This is a genomic window from Mesorhizobium sp. ORS 3428, from assembly GCF_001854785.1.
Lineage (GTDB): Bacteria > Pseudomonadota > Alphaproteobacteria > Rhizobiales > Rhizobiaceae > Mesorhizobium.
In genome coordinates this window covers 226,290-241,260 of record NZ_MDFL01000126.1, presented here as the reverse complement: position 1 = coordinate 241,260, position 14,971 = coordinate 226,290, and the positions used below count along the sequence as shown (strand labels likewise).

Genomic DNA, 14,971 nt, shown 5'->3' with positions numbered 1-14,971 from the left:
GACGATTCGACAGATCGTCATCCTGATCTAAGAGCAAATGGCTCTTTCCCTTCCCGCCATCATGAAGACGACGGCGGCCCGGCTCTCGGCGCTTTATCTTCTGCTTTTCGCGCTTTGCGCCGTGCTGCTGGTCTTCTACATGACATCGCTGTCGGCGCACATGCTGACCGCGCAGACCCAGGAGACCATCAACGACGAGGTGCTGGGCCTGGCGCAGGCTTACCAGCGCGGCGGCTTGCCGGTGCTGGTGCGCGTGGTCGAGTCCCGCTCCCGCCAGCCCGGCGCCAACCTCTATCTGATCGCCGACGCCAACGGCCAGATCCTGACCGGCAACGTGCAGAGCCTTGAGCCTGGGGTCATCGAAACCGAGGGCTGGACAACCAAGCCCTTTTCCTACCAGCGCTTCGGCGAGGGCGAGCTCGACCGGCTGCGCGGCGAAGGATCCGACCAGACCGCGCCGCCGCCCGGAGCCGGCGGTGYGCAATCCGAGGGTGAGAAAGGCCATAATGCGATCGCGCTGGTGCTGAGACTCCCCAACCAGATGATCATGCTGGTCGGCCGCGACCTCGGTGAGCCCGAGCGCTTCCGCGCCGTTATCCGCCGCGCGCTGACGCTGGCGCTGGGCATGATGGGCCTCGGCGGTCTTTTGATCTGGTTCTTCGTCGGACGCGCGGCGCTGAAACGCATCGACAGCGTCTCCGACGCAAGCCGCCGCATCATGGGTGGCGATCTTTCCGGACGGCTGCCGGTGAGCGGCGCCGGCGACGAATTCGACCRCCTCTCGGAAAACCTCAACACGATGCTGGCCCGTATCGCCACGCTGAACGAGGGGCTGAAGCAGGTCTCCGACAACATCGCGCATGACCTGAAGACACCGCTGACCAGGCTGCGCAACCGCGCCGAGGCGACGCTTGCCGGCAAGCAAAAGACGATCGACTACCRCCAGGCGCTGGAGGGCACGATCGCCGAGTCCGACCAGCTCATCAAGACGTTCAACGCCATCCTGATGATCTCGCGGCTGGAGGCCGGCTATTCCTCCGAGACGACCGGCCCCRTCGATCTAGCCGCCACGGTGAGCGACGTGGTCGAGCTCTACGAGCCGGTGGCTGAGGAGGCGGGCGTTGCCGTGGAAGCCACGGTGCCGGAAGCGATCACCATCAACGGCAACCGCGAGCTGATCGGCCAGGCGCTGTCCAACATCGTCGACAATGCAATCAAATACTCGACCGGCGCCGCCGAGGACCCGAGAGTGCGCGTCACGCTGGAGCGCGTCGGCGACGAGATCAAGCTCGTCGTTTCCGACAACGGCCACGGCATCCCCGACGATGCCRATCGCGCCAGGGTCACCGAGCGCTTCGTGCGGCTGGAAAAGAGCCGCTCGCAGCCGGGTTCCGGCCTGGGCCTCAGCCTCGCCAAGGCGATCATGACTTTCCACAACGGCAGGCTTGATCTTCTGCCCGCTAATCCCGGATTGTCCGTGGTCATGAGTTTCCCGGCACCGGAGACGCATTGATGGCGGCGAGGATGGCAAAGAAACGGCAAGAAACCGAGTGGCAGCTGCGCCCGACGCTGGCCCTTCACCCGCGGGATAAGGACCATGCGCGCCGGGAATTGTCCGAGATCGCGGACGCCGCCGCGGACGACGGCCTGTCCCGCCTGGCGGCCTTCCTTGCGGGCGAGGGCCCGCTGCAGGACCTGCTCGCTGCCATCTTCGACCTGTCACCCTTCCTGCGCGATGTAGCCCGCCGCCGGCCGGCGATACTCGACACGCTGTTCGACCAGACGATCGAGGCACGGCTCGGCGACATCGGCGAGGCAATCGATCGCGCGGCGCAGGCCGAGAATGTTTCGGAATCGAACCTGATGATGGCGCTGAGGCAGTGGAAGGCCGAGGCCCATTTCCTGATCGCGCTCGCCGATCTTGCCGGCGAAGCCGAAACCGCGGTGACGGTGCGACGCCTCAGCGACCTGGCGGATGCCTGCACCCGCGCCGCGGTCGATTTCCTGCTGCTCGACGCGCACGGACGGGGCAAGCTCAAGCTGCCCGACGCAAATGACCCGGCGCACGGCTCGGGCTGGATTCTGCTCGGCATGGGCAAGCTCGGCGCGCATGAGCTGAATTTCTCTTCCGACATCGACCTCGTCGTCTTCTTCGATCCGGAAGCGCCTGCCGTCGTCGACCCGCTGGACGCGACGGAGCTTTTCTCGCGCCTTACCCGCCGGCTGGTGCGCATCCTGCAGGATCGCACCGAGCACGGCTATGTCTTCCGCACCGATCTGAGACTGCGTCCCGATCCCGGCTCGACGCCGCTCGCCATTCCTGTCGAGGCGGCGCTCCGCTACTACGAGGCGCGCGGCCAGAACTGGGAGCGCGCCGCCATGATCAAGGCGCGTCCGGTGGCGGGCGATCTTGCCGCGGGTACGGTCTTCCTCAAGGAATTGCAGCCCTATGTCTGGCGCAAATACATGGACTACGCGGCAATCGCCGACGTCCATTCGATCAAGCGCCAGATCCATGCCCACAAGGGCCATGGCGAGATCGCGGTCAAGGGCCACAACGTCAAGCTCGGCCGCGGAGGCATCCGCGAGATCGAATTCTTCGTCCAGAYGCAGCAGTTGATCGCCGGCGRCCGCTTTCCGGAATTGCGCGGCCGCGAGACCGTGCCGATGCTTGGCCAACTTGCGGCGCGCGGCTGGATCACCGCCGATGCACGCGATGCCCTGATCCGGCAATACTGGTTCCTGCGACGCGTCGAGCATGCCATCCAGATGGTGGCCGACGAGCAGACGCACGTCCTGCCCGCGGAAGACGAGGAGCTGGAACGCATCGCGCTGATGCTTGGCTTTGCCGGTGAGGCCGAGTTCGCCACGGCCTTCCGCGCCTCGCTGCAGCAGGTCGAGCGCCACTATGCGGCGCTGTTCGAGACGGCGCCCGAACTGTCGGCCGGCGTCGGCAACCTGGTCTTCACCGGCGATGTCGACGACCCCGACACGCTGCAGACCTTGCATCGGCTCGGCTTCCAGCGGCCGAGCGACATCTGCCGCGTCATCCGCGGCTGGCATTTCGGCCGCTATCGCGTCACCCAGTCGGCCGAGGCGCGCGAGCGGCTGACGGAGCTGACGCCGGCGCTGCTGAGGGCTTTCGGCCAGACCCGCCGCGCCGACGAGGCGCTGATGCGCTTCGACGAGTTCCTTGCCGGCCTGCCGGCGGGCATCCAGCTCTTCTCGCTTCTGCAGTCCAATCCGGCGCTGCTCAAGCTGATGGCGACGATCATGGGTGCAGCCCCGCGGCTCGCTGCCATCATCACGCGCCGGCCGCATGTCTTCGACGGTCTGCTCGATCCGGCCTTGCTTACCGAACTGCCGGACCGCGCCTATCTCTCGGCCCGGCTTGCCGCCTTCATCGAGGGCGACCGCGCCTATGAGGATGTGCTCGACCGCCTGCGCATCTTTGCCTCCGAGCAGAAATTCCTGATCGGCGTGCGCCTGCTTGCCGGCTCAATCGATCCGGCGCGCGCCGGCCGCGCCTTTTCCGACCTCGCCGACCTCACAATCGAGGCCGCGCTCAACGCCGTCATTGCCGAGTTCGCGCAGCGCCACGGCAGGGTCGCCGGCGGCAGGGTGGCGCTGCTCGGCATGGGCAAGCTCGGCAGCCGCGAGCTCACCGCCGGCTCCGACGTCGACCTCATTCTCCTCTACGACCATGATGCGGAGGCGGAAGAGTCCGACGGCGAGAAGCCGCTAGCGACCTCGCACTATTATGCCCGTATGACGCAGCGGCTGATCGCGGCCGTGTCGGCGCCCACGGCCGAAGGCGTGCTTTACGAGCTCGACCTTCGCCTGCGCCCTTCCGGCAACAAGGGGCCGGTCGCCACCCATGTGGATGCCTACAAGAAGTACCAGCGCCAGGATGCCTGGACTTGGGAGCACATGGCGCTGGCAAGAGCACGCGCCATCGGCGGCGATCCAGCACTTTGCGCCGAAGCCGAGGACGAAGTGGCGGCGGTTCTCGCCCAGCCGCGCGACGGCGCCAAGGTTAAGGCGGATGCCTTGGAGATGCGGGCGCTGATCGACAAGGAAAAGCCGCCGCGCGATCTCTGGGACATCAAGCTGATCCCGGGCGGCCTCATCGATCTTGAGTTCATCGCCCAGGTCGCCGTCATCATCGGCGCGATCGAACCGGGAAGGCGGGCAACGGCGACCGCCGATGTGTTGGCGAGACTGGCGCCCGGTTTCGCGACCTCGGACGTCCGGCAGGAACTCAGCAGCGCCTGGCAGCTCTATCTGGCGTTGACCCAGATGATCAGGCTCTGCCTGACCGGTGAATTCCAGCGCGACGATGTCCCGCCGGGGCTTTYGGATCTGCTTCTGGCGGTCACCGACCTGCCGGATTTCGGTGTGCTTGAAGCACACCTCAAGGAGACGTCAGGGAAGGTCAGGAAGGATTTCGATCTTCTGCTTCGTGCGGGAGCGCCGTAACGATCAAGGTTTCCCAGCCCTGARGCCGCATGGCTACTCGGTACGTTGAACCTTGCGAAGCGCGCGACGTGCATGCGCCTGCAGTATCCGATCGCGAAGATGTGTATAAAAGCGGGGYGGCAGCATTCCATATTGGAAGCGCGCAGGCCTGCTCCCCGGTATGGGCCTGAGATCAGGACCCGGCCAAAGGAAATCGTTGGTTTCGCTAACCACGACCCATGAGGGCATCGCGTCGAGCCCGAGGTGAGCTTTGAGCGGAGCAGGCAGTTCTATGGCGTCGGCAGGATCAGTCGGGGCGGTATGCGTGATCGGAACCACCGTCACGACCTCGCGCCCCTCAACGACCCGGCGCGCAGCTACAATGGCGCAAGGCCTGTCCTTGCGACCATCTTCCGCACCGTCTTTGTATTCTTGGGCCCAGAGGTAGGAGTAGGAGATCACCAATCCGGGGACGGGCCTGGGTAAGCTCACGGGTTCCAGTCTTTAAGCATTGCGTCAAGCTCGTCATATTGCGCTGGGACGCTGCTTTCGGCGATGGCGTTGAGGGTTTCGTCGTCCAGTTCTTGGACGGGACGGGCAACCCTTCCCTTGACCAACACTGCGAACATCGCCGCAGAAAGAAGCACCGTGTGGGTACGGCCGTTCTTCGTAATCGCGACCGGCGCTCGTTGAGCGGCGTCCTGAAAGCGGCCGACATTTTGTTGGAACTCAGTGGATGTCACGCGCATGATAAGTCACCTCTTTATCCAAAATAGATAAAGTAGATAACTTCTTCAAGGCGGCGTTTTCGCTTGGTGCAAGCTGTCACGCCGCGGCCTTCACCGTCTGCGGCGACTTCTTGAGCGGGATGCGCACCGAGACGATGGTRCCGACGCCCTCGGTCGAGCGGATCTTCAGCGCGCCGCCCTGCRGCTCGGCAAGCGAGCGCGAGATGGCAAGGCCGAGGCCGGAGCCGGTATGGTTCTTGGAGAACTGGTTCTGCACCTGCTCGAACGGCCGCCCGAGCTTGCTCAACGCCTGCTTGGGGATGCCGCAGCCATTGTCCTCGATGGTGAGCACCAGCGCGCCGGATGCGCTGCGCGCACGGACCGTGATCTTGCCGCCCTGTCCGGTGAACTTCACCGCGTTGGAGAGGAGGTTGATCGCGATCTGCTTGATCGCGCGGCGGTCGRCATAGAGCCTCATCGAGTCGGCGATGCGCGTGTCCACGGTGATCGACTTTTCCGCCGCCTRCAGCGAGATAACGCGCACCGTCTCCTTGATCAGCGGGCAAAGGTCGATCTCCTCACGGTCGACCGAGAATTGGCCGGCTTCGATCTTCGACATGTCGAGTATGTCGTTGATGACGCCGAGCAGGTATTTGCCGCTGCCGTTGATGTCGCTGGCATATTCCTCGTAGCGCTCGGAGCCGAGCGGTCCGAACAGGCCCTGCTGCATCAGCTCGGAAAAGCCGATGATGGCGTTGAGCGGCGTGCGCAATTCATGCGACATGTTGGCGAGGAATTCGGACTTCGCCCGGTTGGCGGCCTCGGCGCGCTCGGTCTCCTTCATATATTTGCGGTTGAGCTCGACCAGCTCCTTGGCGCGCTCCTCCTCGGCGCGGCGTGCGAGGCTGAGATCGTGGATCGTAGCCATCAGGCGGCGCTCGCTGTCGACCAGCTTTTCCTGGTGCAGCTTGATCTGGGTGATGTCGGAGCCGACCGAGACGATACCGCCGTCCCTTGTCCTGAGTTCGTTGACCTGCAGCCAGCGGCCGTCCGCCAATTGCCTTTCGATGGTGACGCCGCCATGCGGCCCGTTGGCATTGGCGAGCCTCCGCTCTGAGGCGAAGGCGAGCATGCGCTCCTCCAGCATGGCGCGGGTGGCGCCCGGCACCACGTCGCGGTCAGAGAGCCCGTTATCCTTCTGGAATTTGGAGTTGCACATGATCAGCCGCTCGGCGGCATCCCACAGCACGAAGGATTCGTTGATGTTTTCGATCGCGGTTCTCAGCCGCATGTCCGCCGCTTCCGAACGCAGCGCCAGGTGCCGCTGCTCGGTGACGTCGACGGCGATGCCGATCAGCTGGATCTCCGGCGCCTCCGGGTCGATCACCTGCGCGCGGGCGCGCATCCACACCCATTGCCCATCGGCATGGCGCATGCGGAACACCTGGTCGATATGATCGATCTCGCGCTCGACGATGCGGTTGGCGAGCTCGAAGAGATCACCGTCATCCGGGTGGATGATCTCGTCGACCTCGCCGAAAGACAGCATCGTGTCGCAGGGCTCGTAGCCCAGCATGTCGTACATYGAACGCGACCAGTACATCTTGCCGCGCACCATATCCCAGTCCCACAGGCCGCAGCGGCCGCGCACCAGCGCCATGTCGATGCGCTGATGCGCCTCGAGATAGATGCGGTCGGCTGCCTGGGCGCGCGCCGCCTGGCCGAAATAGGCATAGAGGATGACGATCAGCACGCCTGCCGTCAGCACGAACAGCGTGACGTTGAGCGACACCGTCTTGCGCCAGCTGTCGAACACGGCCTCCTTGGGCACCAGAGCGGCAGCGGCGTTCTTGCGGTCGCCTGTAAGGCTGACCGCGGCGAACCAGTCCTTGCCGGCGATGCTGACATCCATCACGCCGGCGCGGTCGCCGAACATGAACAGCGGCTGTCCGCCGAGCACGAGGCTATCGAGCGAGCGTCCCTGCCAGCCCGTCGACGATGGCGACACGGCGATGATCTTGAAGGCGCCGTCGGTGATGGCCAGCACATGGCTGCGGCCCATCGCACCCTGGCGGCCGGTGGTCTCCAGCAGGTCAATGGCATTGGCGCCCGCGGCGTTCGGGTCGGCGGTGATCGCCTGCGCCATCTGGCCGGCGGCGAGGGCCAGCACCGCCTTGGCGTCCCGCTCGACCTCGTCGCGTTCGTTGACCAGCGATAGGAAGCGCAGGGCGGCGATGACGATGAGGAAGATGATGATCAGTGCCGGGATCGAGCGGCGCAGCAGCGGCTCTGCCGCCAGCAGCCGCTGATAGGCGGGCTCGGCGATCAGACGCGCATTGCCGGCAAGCCTGTCGCCCCTTGCCTCGCGACGCGCAAAAGCCTTCCCTCCGGGCGCGCCCCACGCGTCCGTCTTGGCCATAAATGGCACTCCCCGAATTGCCGAACTTGACGATCCGGCTACGCCGCACGCCCGAATCGTCAGTAAGGAATCAAAGGTGATTCGCCTTGTCCAGAGGCGCGGCTAAAAAAGATTAAAAGTTGATTGAAATTCGCGCTTTTCCCCTTCTCCCCTTGTGGGAGAAGGTGGATCGGCGCGATAGCGCCGAGACGGATGAGGGGTGTTCCAGCGGAGTGAGACGCTGGTGGCATCTGGAGCACCCCTCATCCGTCGCCTTCGGCGACGCGTTCTCCCACAAGGGAAGAAGGAGAGGGCGCTACGCCAGCGTCCGCTCCACGATGTCGCGGAGGTCGGCCGATAGGTTCTCGGCGTTCGCCATCTGCAGCAGCGCCTGCCGGGCCTTGTTCTGCCGGATCGGTTCCAGCGAGCGCCATGACCGCAGCGCCGTCGCCAGCCTTGCCGCCACTTGCGGGTTACGCTTCTCCACCTCCAGCACGGTGTCGGCGAAGAAGCGGTAGCCCTGGCCGTCGGCGCGATGGAAGCCGGTCTGGTTGGCGCTGGAGAAAGTCCCGATCAGCGAGCGCACCCGGTTCGGGTTGGCGATCGAGAAGGCGGGGTGCTGCATCAGCGCGCGCACTGTCTCGACGGTCTGGGGCCCTGGCACGCCGGCCTGGATCTGGAACCATTTGTCGAGCGCCAGGGGATCTTTGCGATATTTGGCCTCGAAGATTGCCAGGGCCTCGAGCGCCTGAGGCGAGCCGGCATGGCGATGTGCCAGCACGGTGAGCGCCGCCGCGCGATCCGTCATATTGGTTGCCGCGCAGAAATGCGCCGCCGCAAGCGCCACGCCTTCGGGCAGCAGCGAAAGGTAGTCGAGCAGGATATTGCGCAACGCGCGCCGCCCGGCGCTCGCTGCGTCGGGCGTGAACGGGCCTTTGTCGGCAAGGCTGTCATAGATGGTCGAGAAGGCCTCGCGGTTCGCCTTGGCGATCGTCAGCGCCAGGGCTTCGCGCGCTGCGAAGACGGCGTCGGGGTCGATGCCCTTGCCGATGTCGCGGGCGATGTCCGCTTCCGCGGGCAGCGCCAGCGCCAGCGCCCGGTAGGCCGGCTCCAGCGTCTCGTCGCCGGCGATCCTGYCGGCAAGCTCGGCGAGCTTTTCCGCAAAGGCCGGCTTCTTGCCGCCGAGGACGTGGCGGAAGGCTGCGATCAGCGCATCGGTGAGGAGCGTGTTGACCGCCTGCCAGCGCGAAAAAGAGTCGCTGTCATGGCTGGCGAGGAAGAACTGGTCGTCAGCCTTCTGTTGCACCGAGAGCGTGATCGGCGCCGAGAAGCCGCGATTGAGCGACACCGAAGGCCGTTCCGAAACGCCGGAGAAGCGCACGCTGTGCCGCCGCTTGCGCACATGGATGACGCCGTCTTCGACGGTGGCGCCCTCGACGCTTTGCCAGGTGACCGGTTTGCCGCTGGCGCCGACAAGGCCGAAGGCCAGCGGAATGTGCATTAGCCGCTTGCGGCTTTCCGAAGGCGTCGGCGGCACTGACTGCTCGATCTCCAGCGTGAACGCCTTGGCCGCGGCATTGTAGGAGGAACTCACCGTCAGGTTCGGCGTGCCGGCCTGGTGGTACCAGAGCGCGAATTGCGCGAGGTCTCGCCCCGAGACGTCCTCAAACACCTTGAGGAAGTCCTCGATTGTCGCCGCCTCGCCGTCATGCCGCTCGAAATAGAGGTCCATGCCGGCGCGGAATGCCTCCGGCCCCAGAATGGTGCGGATCATGCGCACCACCTCCGAGCCCTTCTCGTAGACGGTCGCCGTGTAGAAGTTGTTGATCTCGCGGTAGCGCCGCGGCCTGACCGGATGCGCCAGCGGCCCCTGGTCCTCGGGGAACTGATGYGCGCGCAGCGTGCGCACCTCGGCGATGCGCTTGACAGYCCGCGAGCGCTGGTCGGCGGAGAATTCGTGGTCGCGGTAAACGGTCAGCCCCTCCTTCAGGCAGAGCTGGAACCAGTCGCGGCAAGTGATTCTGTTGCCTGTCCAATTGTGGAAATATTCATGCGCGATGATCGCCTCGATATTGGCGAAGTCGGCATCGGTCGCCGTCTCCTCATCGGCCAGCACATATTTGTCGTTGAAGATGTTGAGGCCCTTGTTCTCCATCGCGCCCATGTTGAAGTCGGACACGGCGACGATGTTGAACACGTCGAGGTCATATTCGCGGCCGAAGGCCTCCTCGTCCCATTTCATCGAGCGCTTCAGGGCGTCCATCGCGTAGCCCGCGAGCCGTTCCTTGCCGGGCTCGACGTAGATGCCGAGCTCGACCTTGCGGCCGGACATGGTGGTGAAACTGCCCGCCACCTTGCCGAGCGCGCCCGCCACAAGCGCGAAGAGATAGGAGGGCTTCGGGAAGGGATCATGCCAGACCGCATAGTGCCGGCCGTCGGCGARCACGCCGCGTTCGACGGGATTGCCGTTGGAAAGCAGTAGTGGCGCTTCGTTGTGCGGCGCCTCGATGCGCACCGTATAGACGGACAGGATGTCCGGCCGGTCGAGGAAATAGGTGATCCGGCGAAAGCCCTCGGCCTCGCATTGCGTGCAGTAGACATTGTTGGAGCGGTAGAGCCCCATAAGCGCCTCGTTGCGCGACGGYGCGATCTCGGTCTCGAGGCGAAGCTCGAAGCGCTGCGCCGCCGGCGGCTTCAAGATGGTCAACTGGTCCGGCGTCGCCTGGTAGTCGGCCGCCGAGAGCGCTTGCCCGTCAATGGCAGCGCCAAGCAGCGTCAGCCCGTCGCCGTCGAGCACAAGCGGCGCGGAAGCGRCAACCCCTTCTCGCCGCTCGACGCTGAGCACGGCAGTGACGCGGGTCGCATCCGGCGACAGATGGAAATCGAGACTGATCCGCGGAATGAGATAGTCGCTGGGGCGATAGTCTTCGAGTTTGAAGACATGGCCGGTGTCGGTGCGCATTCCGTTGCTTTTCCTGTCGATTTCGGGCGGACAGCGCGCGGTGCTGGTCCAAGAATTTTTGAAAGCCCGCGCTCTTTACACGAAACGGTCACTCGACAAAACTGCGTCAGCGCCTATTTCTGGGCTTCGTTCTCCGATCATCGTCACGAGGCATGGATGACCGTCGTCACACCGAAATTCGGCATGGGCGCAACCGTGCACGTCGATATCCCCACAACGCCTGAGCGCATCTGGGCGGCGATCCGGGACGCCGCGACAAAGTGAGCACCGGGGCGGGGTCGAACAGGGGAGCTGCCGGCGATCACGCCGACGGYCACGGGACGCTGCGGGGCATCGCGCTGAAGATCGTTTCGGTGACGGTCTTCGTCGCTATGTCGACCTGCATCAARGCGGCYGGCACCGTGCCCRCTGGCCAGATCGTCTTCTTCCGTTCCTTCTTCGCCATCTTTCCGATCGTCGCCTTCCTTGCGTTCAAGGGACAGCTCGACACGGCGTTCTCGACCAAACGGCCGTTCAACCACATCGCGCGCGGCGTCGTGGGCGTCGGCGCCATGGGACTGGGCTTCTTCGCGCTGACTAGGCTGCCGCTGCCGGAGGCGATCACGCTCAATTACGCGCAGCCGCTGCTGGTCGTGATGTTCTCCTCGATCTTCCTCGGCGAGTCGATCCGGGTCTATCGCTGGAGCGCAGTCGCCGTCGGCCTTGTCGGTGTGCTGGTCATCTCCTGGCCGGAACTGACGCTCCTGAATTCCGACGAGGCGCTCGACGACCAGGAAGTGGTGGGCGTAATGGCGGCCCTCATCGCTGCCGCGATCTCGGCCGTCGCCATGCTTCTGGTGCGCAATCTCGTGCAGACCGAGAAGACGGCGACCATCGTGCTGTGGTTCTCGTCGACGGCGAGTTTGCTGGCGYTGCTGACGTTGCCTTTCGGCTGGCAGATGCTGACTCCGGCGCAGGCCGCCCTGCTGATTGCAGCCGGCTTTTGCGGCGGGCTCGGCCAGATCCTGATGACGGCGGCCTACCGGCATGCCGAGGCGTCGGTCGTTGCGCCCTTCGAATACACCTCGATGATCCTCGGTGTCGTCGTCGGCTATTTCGTCTTCGGCGACGTGACCACGCTGAACACGCTGGTCGGCGGCATCATTGTCGTCGCCGCCGGCATCTTCATTATCTGGCGCGAGCGGCAGCTTGGCCTGGAGCGCACGCGCACAAGACGGGCGACACCACCGCAAGGTTGATCTGTTTCAAAGAGATAGCTTCAAAAGCCGAGTTCCGTCACACCCACCTCTGTCCTGCCGGACATCTCCCCTGCAAGGTGAGAGATCGGATGTCGCCATGCCTTTCGCCGATCACCGACGTTGCAGGACGAGCGCCGTCGGCAAAGTTGCTAATCTCCCCCTTGCGGGCCCTTGCGGGGGAGATGGGCGGCAGGCCAGAGGGGGTTGCTGTCCCTCGACCGTTCCAATTGAGAGCTATTGAGAGCTTCGCTCCTTCGCTAGCCGCACCAGCACCGTCCGCGTCTGCTCGTCGGCCGGGAAGAAGGACTCGATCGCCAGTTCCGACAGCGTGACGTCGAGCGGCGTGCCGAACACGGTGATCGTACTGATGAAGGAGAGCACCGCACCGCCATGCGCGAGCCGCAGCGGATGCACGATGCCGCTCGGCTCGACCGGCGCCGGCCGGCTGCTCCTCAGCCCGGATGGATAGGTGCGCAACTCGCGCTCCAGCTCGATCAGCACCGGGTCGCCGGTCGCGTCGTTCTGGTGCTTCAGGCGTTCGAGCAGATGCGCGCGCCATTCGGCGAGATTGACGATGYGCGGCGCCACACCGCCCGGATGCAGGCTGAGCCTGAGCACATTGACCGGCGGCTTGAGCAACGACGGCTCGGAGACATCGGCGAGGAACGGGCCGATYGCCGCGTTGGCGCAGACGAGGTTCCAGTGGCGGTCCACGGCAAGGGCAGGGAAGGGCTCGTGGCCCTTCAGCACCGTCTCGACCGCCGCCATCGCCGGCGCCAGCGTTGCATCGGTCAGCGGCTTCTCGCTGAAGCTTGGCGCGAAGCCCGCCGCGAGCAGCAATTGGTTGCGCTGGCGCAACGGGATCGAAAGCTGTTCGGCCAGATGCAGAACCATCTCCCGCGACGGCTGGGCGCGCCCGCTCTCGACGAAGGAGAGATGCCGCTGCGAGATATCGGCTTCCATGGCGAGGTCGAGCTGGCTCATGCGCCGACGCGTGCGCCATTCGCGAATGAGACTGCCGGCGGAGATTTCGGATGTGGTCATGGGGAAGGACTAAGGCGACCGGGGGAGCAATTCAATTACCTTGGAGGTTATGGCGCCGACGTCGGAGATTGGCGAAGGCGATGGCGACGTCCGATCTCCCCCATGTGGGCTTATGTGGGGGAGTTGCCTGGCAAGGCAGAGGGGGGCGCTGTCCCGCTGACCTATCAGCTTTCAGAATTGCAGCGCCGTAAGAAGAATTGCAGAAGTTGGCGATCCTTCGCGCGCCCCTCTGTCCTGCCGGACATCTCCCCCACAACAAGGGGGGAGATCAGCTGGCTGCCAACCCCCTCAGCTTTGCCTTCACCTCGAGGAAATCCCGCCACGCCAGCTTCTTGTGCGCCGGCGTCCTCAGCAGATAGGCCGGGTGCAGCGTAGGCATGGCGGGAATGGCAATGCCCGAGGCCGTCGTGTGGACGCGCCAGTTGCCGCGCAGGCGCAGGATGCCGTCCGTGGTGTGGAGCAGTGTCTTGGCGGAAGGACCGCCGAGATTGACCAGCACCTTGGGATTGACCAGCTCGATCTGCCTTTCGATGAACGGGCGGCAGATCTCCGTCTCGTGCGGCGTCGGCGTGYGATTGCCGGGCGGCCGCCAGGGGATGACATTGGCGATATAAGCTGAATTGYGGTCGCGGCCGATCGCCGCCAGCATGCGGTCGAGCAGCCGGCCCGAGCGGCCGACGAAGGGCAGGCCTTCGAGGTCCTCGTCGCGGCCCGGCGCCTCGCCGACAAGCATCAGGTCGGCATCGGGATTGCCGTCGGCGAAGACCAGGTTCTTGGCGGTGAATTTAAGGTTGCAGCCATCGAAGGCCGCCATGTGCTGGCGCAATTCAACGAGTGTCGAGGCGCTCGCCGCCAGCTGCCGCGCGAGCAGGACCTGCCCCTCGTCGGGCACCGCAGCGGTGGCGGGCATGGGCCGGGCGGGCGCGTCCGGGATTCTGCTCGCGTCCAGACTGAACGATGCCGTTGACGTCTCCGGCGCCTTGCTTGGTTCCCGGCCTGGCTCAGGTGCCGGGCGCTCCTCCGAGCCGCTTTCATGCATGGGTGCCGCCGGCGCGGGCGCGCGCTCGGCCTGCTTCGGCCTGACCTCGGCGAACCGGTTGATGGGCGCGTCTTCCAGCGCATCGTCGACGCCGGCGCTGGCATAGAAGGCGAGCAGTTCGGCGATGTCGATCGGGTTGTTGGGGGAGGTGGCAGTCATGGCGCCACCATCGTCCGCATGGCGGCATTTTGCAACATGGCGACAGCAATCTCGCCCCTCGAGGCGGGAGATGGCCGGCAGGCCGGAGGGGGTCGCCTCAACCGGCTCAACGCAAAGTGGCGCCGGCGCTTCACGCGCGGCGACCCCCTGTGTCGCCTTCGGCGACGTCCCCCTTGAGGCCGGAGATTACCCTGTCGGTATGCGCGGATCCTGCACCAGATAAAACGTCCAGCGCGGTGTGTAGTCGGTGATCAGGAATTCGAAGGTCGCCGTCTTCAGCGGGTCGACCTTGCCGTTCTTGAACAAGAGCCGGTCGTAGGGTTCGAACTGGCGGTCGAAATCGGCGAAATTGGTGGAAACGATGTTGTCGGGCGTCTTGTTGCGCTGGTCGAAGGACAGGCCGTCGCCGAACACGCTCGGCTGGTCGAGGATTTCCTGAAGCTCGAACTGGAACTCCACCCAGGGCACCGCGCTGTTGTTGAGCACGTCGATGCGCATGTACATGATGCCGTTGGCCACTTCGCCCGCCTTGCCGAAGGCCTCGATTGGCCTGGTGGCGCGGATGGTCAGCGTCACCGGCGTCGCCGAATTCAGCTCTTCGGTGACGATGAGCGGGTCTTCCTTGGTGCCGATGCCTGAAGCGCCGGTGACGCGGAAGCCGCCAAGTTCGTCGGAAAAGGAATAGGCGCCGGTCGCCCACACTCTCTGCGGATCGGCCTCGGCGGGCCCAAGCGAAAAGAGGAGCGGAAGAACCGCCCGGCAGAGYACGCCGGGCGTGAAGAGTAAGCGCTTCGATGAAAAGCCGGATGGCTCGGGAGTGCGCATGGGGTGAAGTATTGCCAATAAGCAAGCCGTCGAACAATTAAAAAACGTGCGCCATGCGGCTCTGCTTCCAGCCGAATTTGCCGCGGTCGATGCTTTGGCTGGCCGTTTCGGATGGGCCTT

At 64.9% G+C, this 14,971-nt stretch carries 10 protein-coding genes; 4 read left to right on the top strand and 6 right to left on the bottom strand.

What is annotated here, in order from left to right:
• Positions 1-37: 37 nt before the first annotated feature.
• Both ORS3428_RS20005 and ORS3428_RS20000 read left to right on the top strand, forming a co-directional pair.
• On the top strand, positions 38-1,513 hold the full coding sequence (locus ORS3428_RS20005) for a sensor histidine kinase (protein ID WP_071100004.1): 1,476 nt from the start codon (positions 38-40) through the stop codon (positions 1,511-1,513).
• Positions 1,513-4,479: a bifunctional [glutamine synthetase] adenylyltransferase/[glutamine synthetase]-adenylyl-L-tyrosine phosphorylase gene (locus ORS3428_RS20000; RefSeq protein WP_071100003.1), complete on the top strand. Its 2,967-nt coding sequence runs from the start codon at positions 1,513-1,515 to the stop codon at positions 4,477-4,479. Before ORS3428_RS20005 ends, ORS3428_RS20000 begins: the two co-directional genes overlap by 1 nt.
• 467 nt (positions 4,480-4,946) lie before the next feature.
• Here the strand turns inward: ORS3428_RS20000 and ORS3428_RS19990 are convergent, their stop codons facing one another.
• The 3 genes from ORS3428_RS19990 to pepN form a co-directional block, all read right to left on the bottom strand.
• Positions 4,947-5,207 (bottom strand): type II toxin-antitoxin system Phd/YefM family antitoxin, encoded by a 261-nt coding sequence (locus ORS3428_RS19990; RefSeq protein ID WP_071100001.1) that lies wholly within the window; start codon positions 5,205-5,207, stop codon positions 4,947-4,949.
• Positions 5,208-5,283: 76 nt separating this feature from the next.
• Positions 5,284-7,605, bottom strand: coding sequence for a PAS domain-containing sensor histidine kinase (locus ORS3428_RS19985; protein ID WP_071100000.1), 2,322 nt, complete (start codon positions 7,603-7,605; stop codon positions 5,284-5,286).
• Between the two features lie 295 nt (positions 7,606-7,900).
• Entirely contained in the window at positions 7,901-10,546 is a 2,646-nt protein-coding gene (pepN, locus tag ORS3428_RS19980) for an aminopeptidase N (protein WP_071099999.1), read from the bottom strand.
• Here pepN and ORS3428_RS33100 point away from each other — a divergent pair.
• Positions 10,526-10,810: a hypothetical protein gene (locus ORS3428_RS33100; protein ID WP_131802932.1), complete on the top strand. Its 285-nt coding sequence runs from the start codon at positions 10,526-10,528 to the stop codon at positions 10,808-10,810. The genes pepN and ORS3428_RS33100 overlap by 21 nt on opposite strands.
• Entirely contained in the window at positions 10,807-11,784 is a 978-nt protein-coding gene (locus ORS3428_RS19975) for a DMT family transporter (protein ID WP_071099998.1), read from the top strand. Before ORS3428_RS33100 ends, ORS3428_RS19975 begins: the two co-directional genes overlap by 4 nt.
• Positions 11,785-12,018: 234 nt before the next feature.
• Here the strand turns inward: ORS3428_RS19975 and ORS3428_RS19970 are convergent, their stop codons facing one another.
• The 3 genes from ORS3428_RS19970 to ORS3428_RS19960 all read right to left on the bottom strand — a co-directional run bounded on the left by ORS3428_RS19970 (position 12,019) and on the right by ORS3428_RS19960 (position 14,851).
• Entirely contained in the window at positions 12,019-12,828 is an 810-nt protein-coding gene (locus ORS3428_RS19970; protein ID WP_071099997.1) for a helix-turn-helix domain-containing protein, read from the bottom strand.
• 268 nt (positions 12,829-13,096) lie between these two features.
• Positions 13,097-14,026 carry a uracil-DNA glycosylase gene (locus ORS3428_RS19965; protein WP_071099996.1) on the bottom strand — a complete coding sequence of 310 codons (930 nt, stop codon included), beginning with the start codon at positions 14,024-14,026 and terminating at the stop codon, positions 13,097-13,099.
• 186 nt (positions 14,027-14,212) lie between these two features.
• On the bottom strand, positions 14,213-14,851 hold the full coding sequence (locus ORS3428_RS19960; protein ID WP_071099995.1) for a hypothetical protein: 639 nt from the start codon (positions 14,849-14,851) through the stop codon (positions 14,213-14,215).
• Positions 14,852-14,971 lie beyond the last annotated feature (120 nt).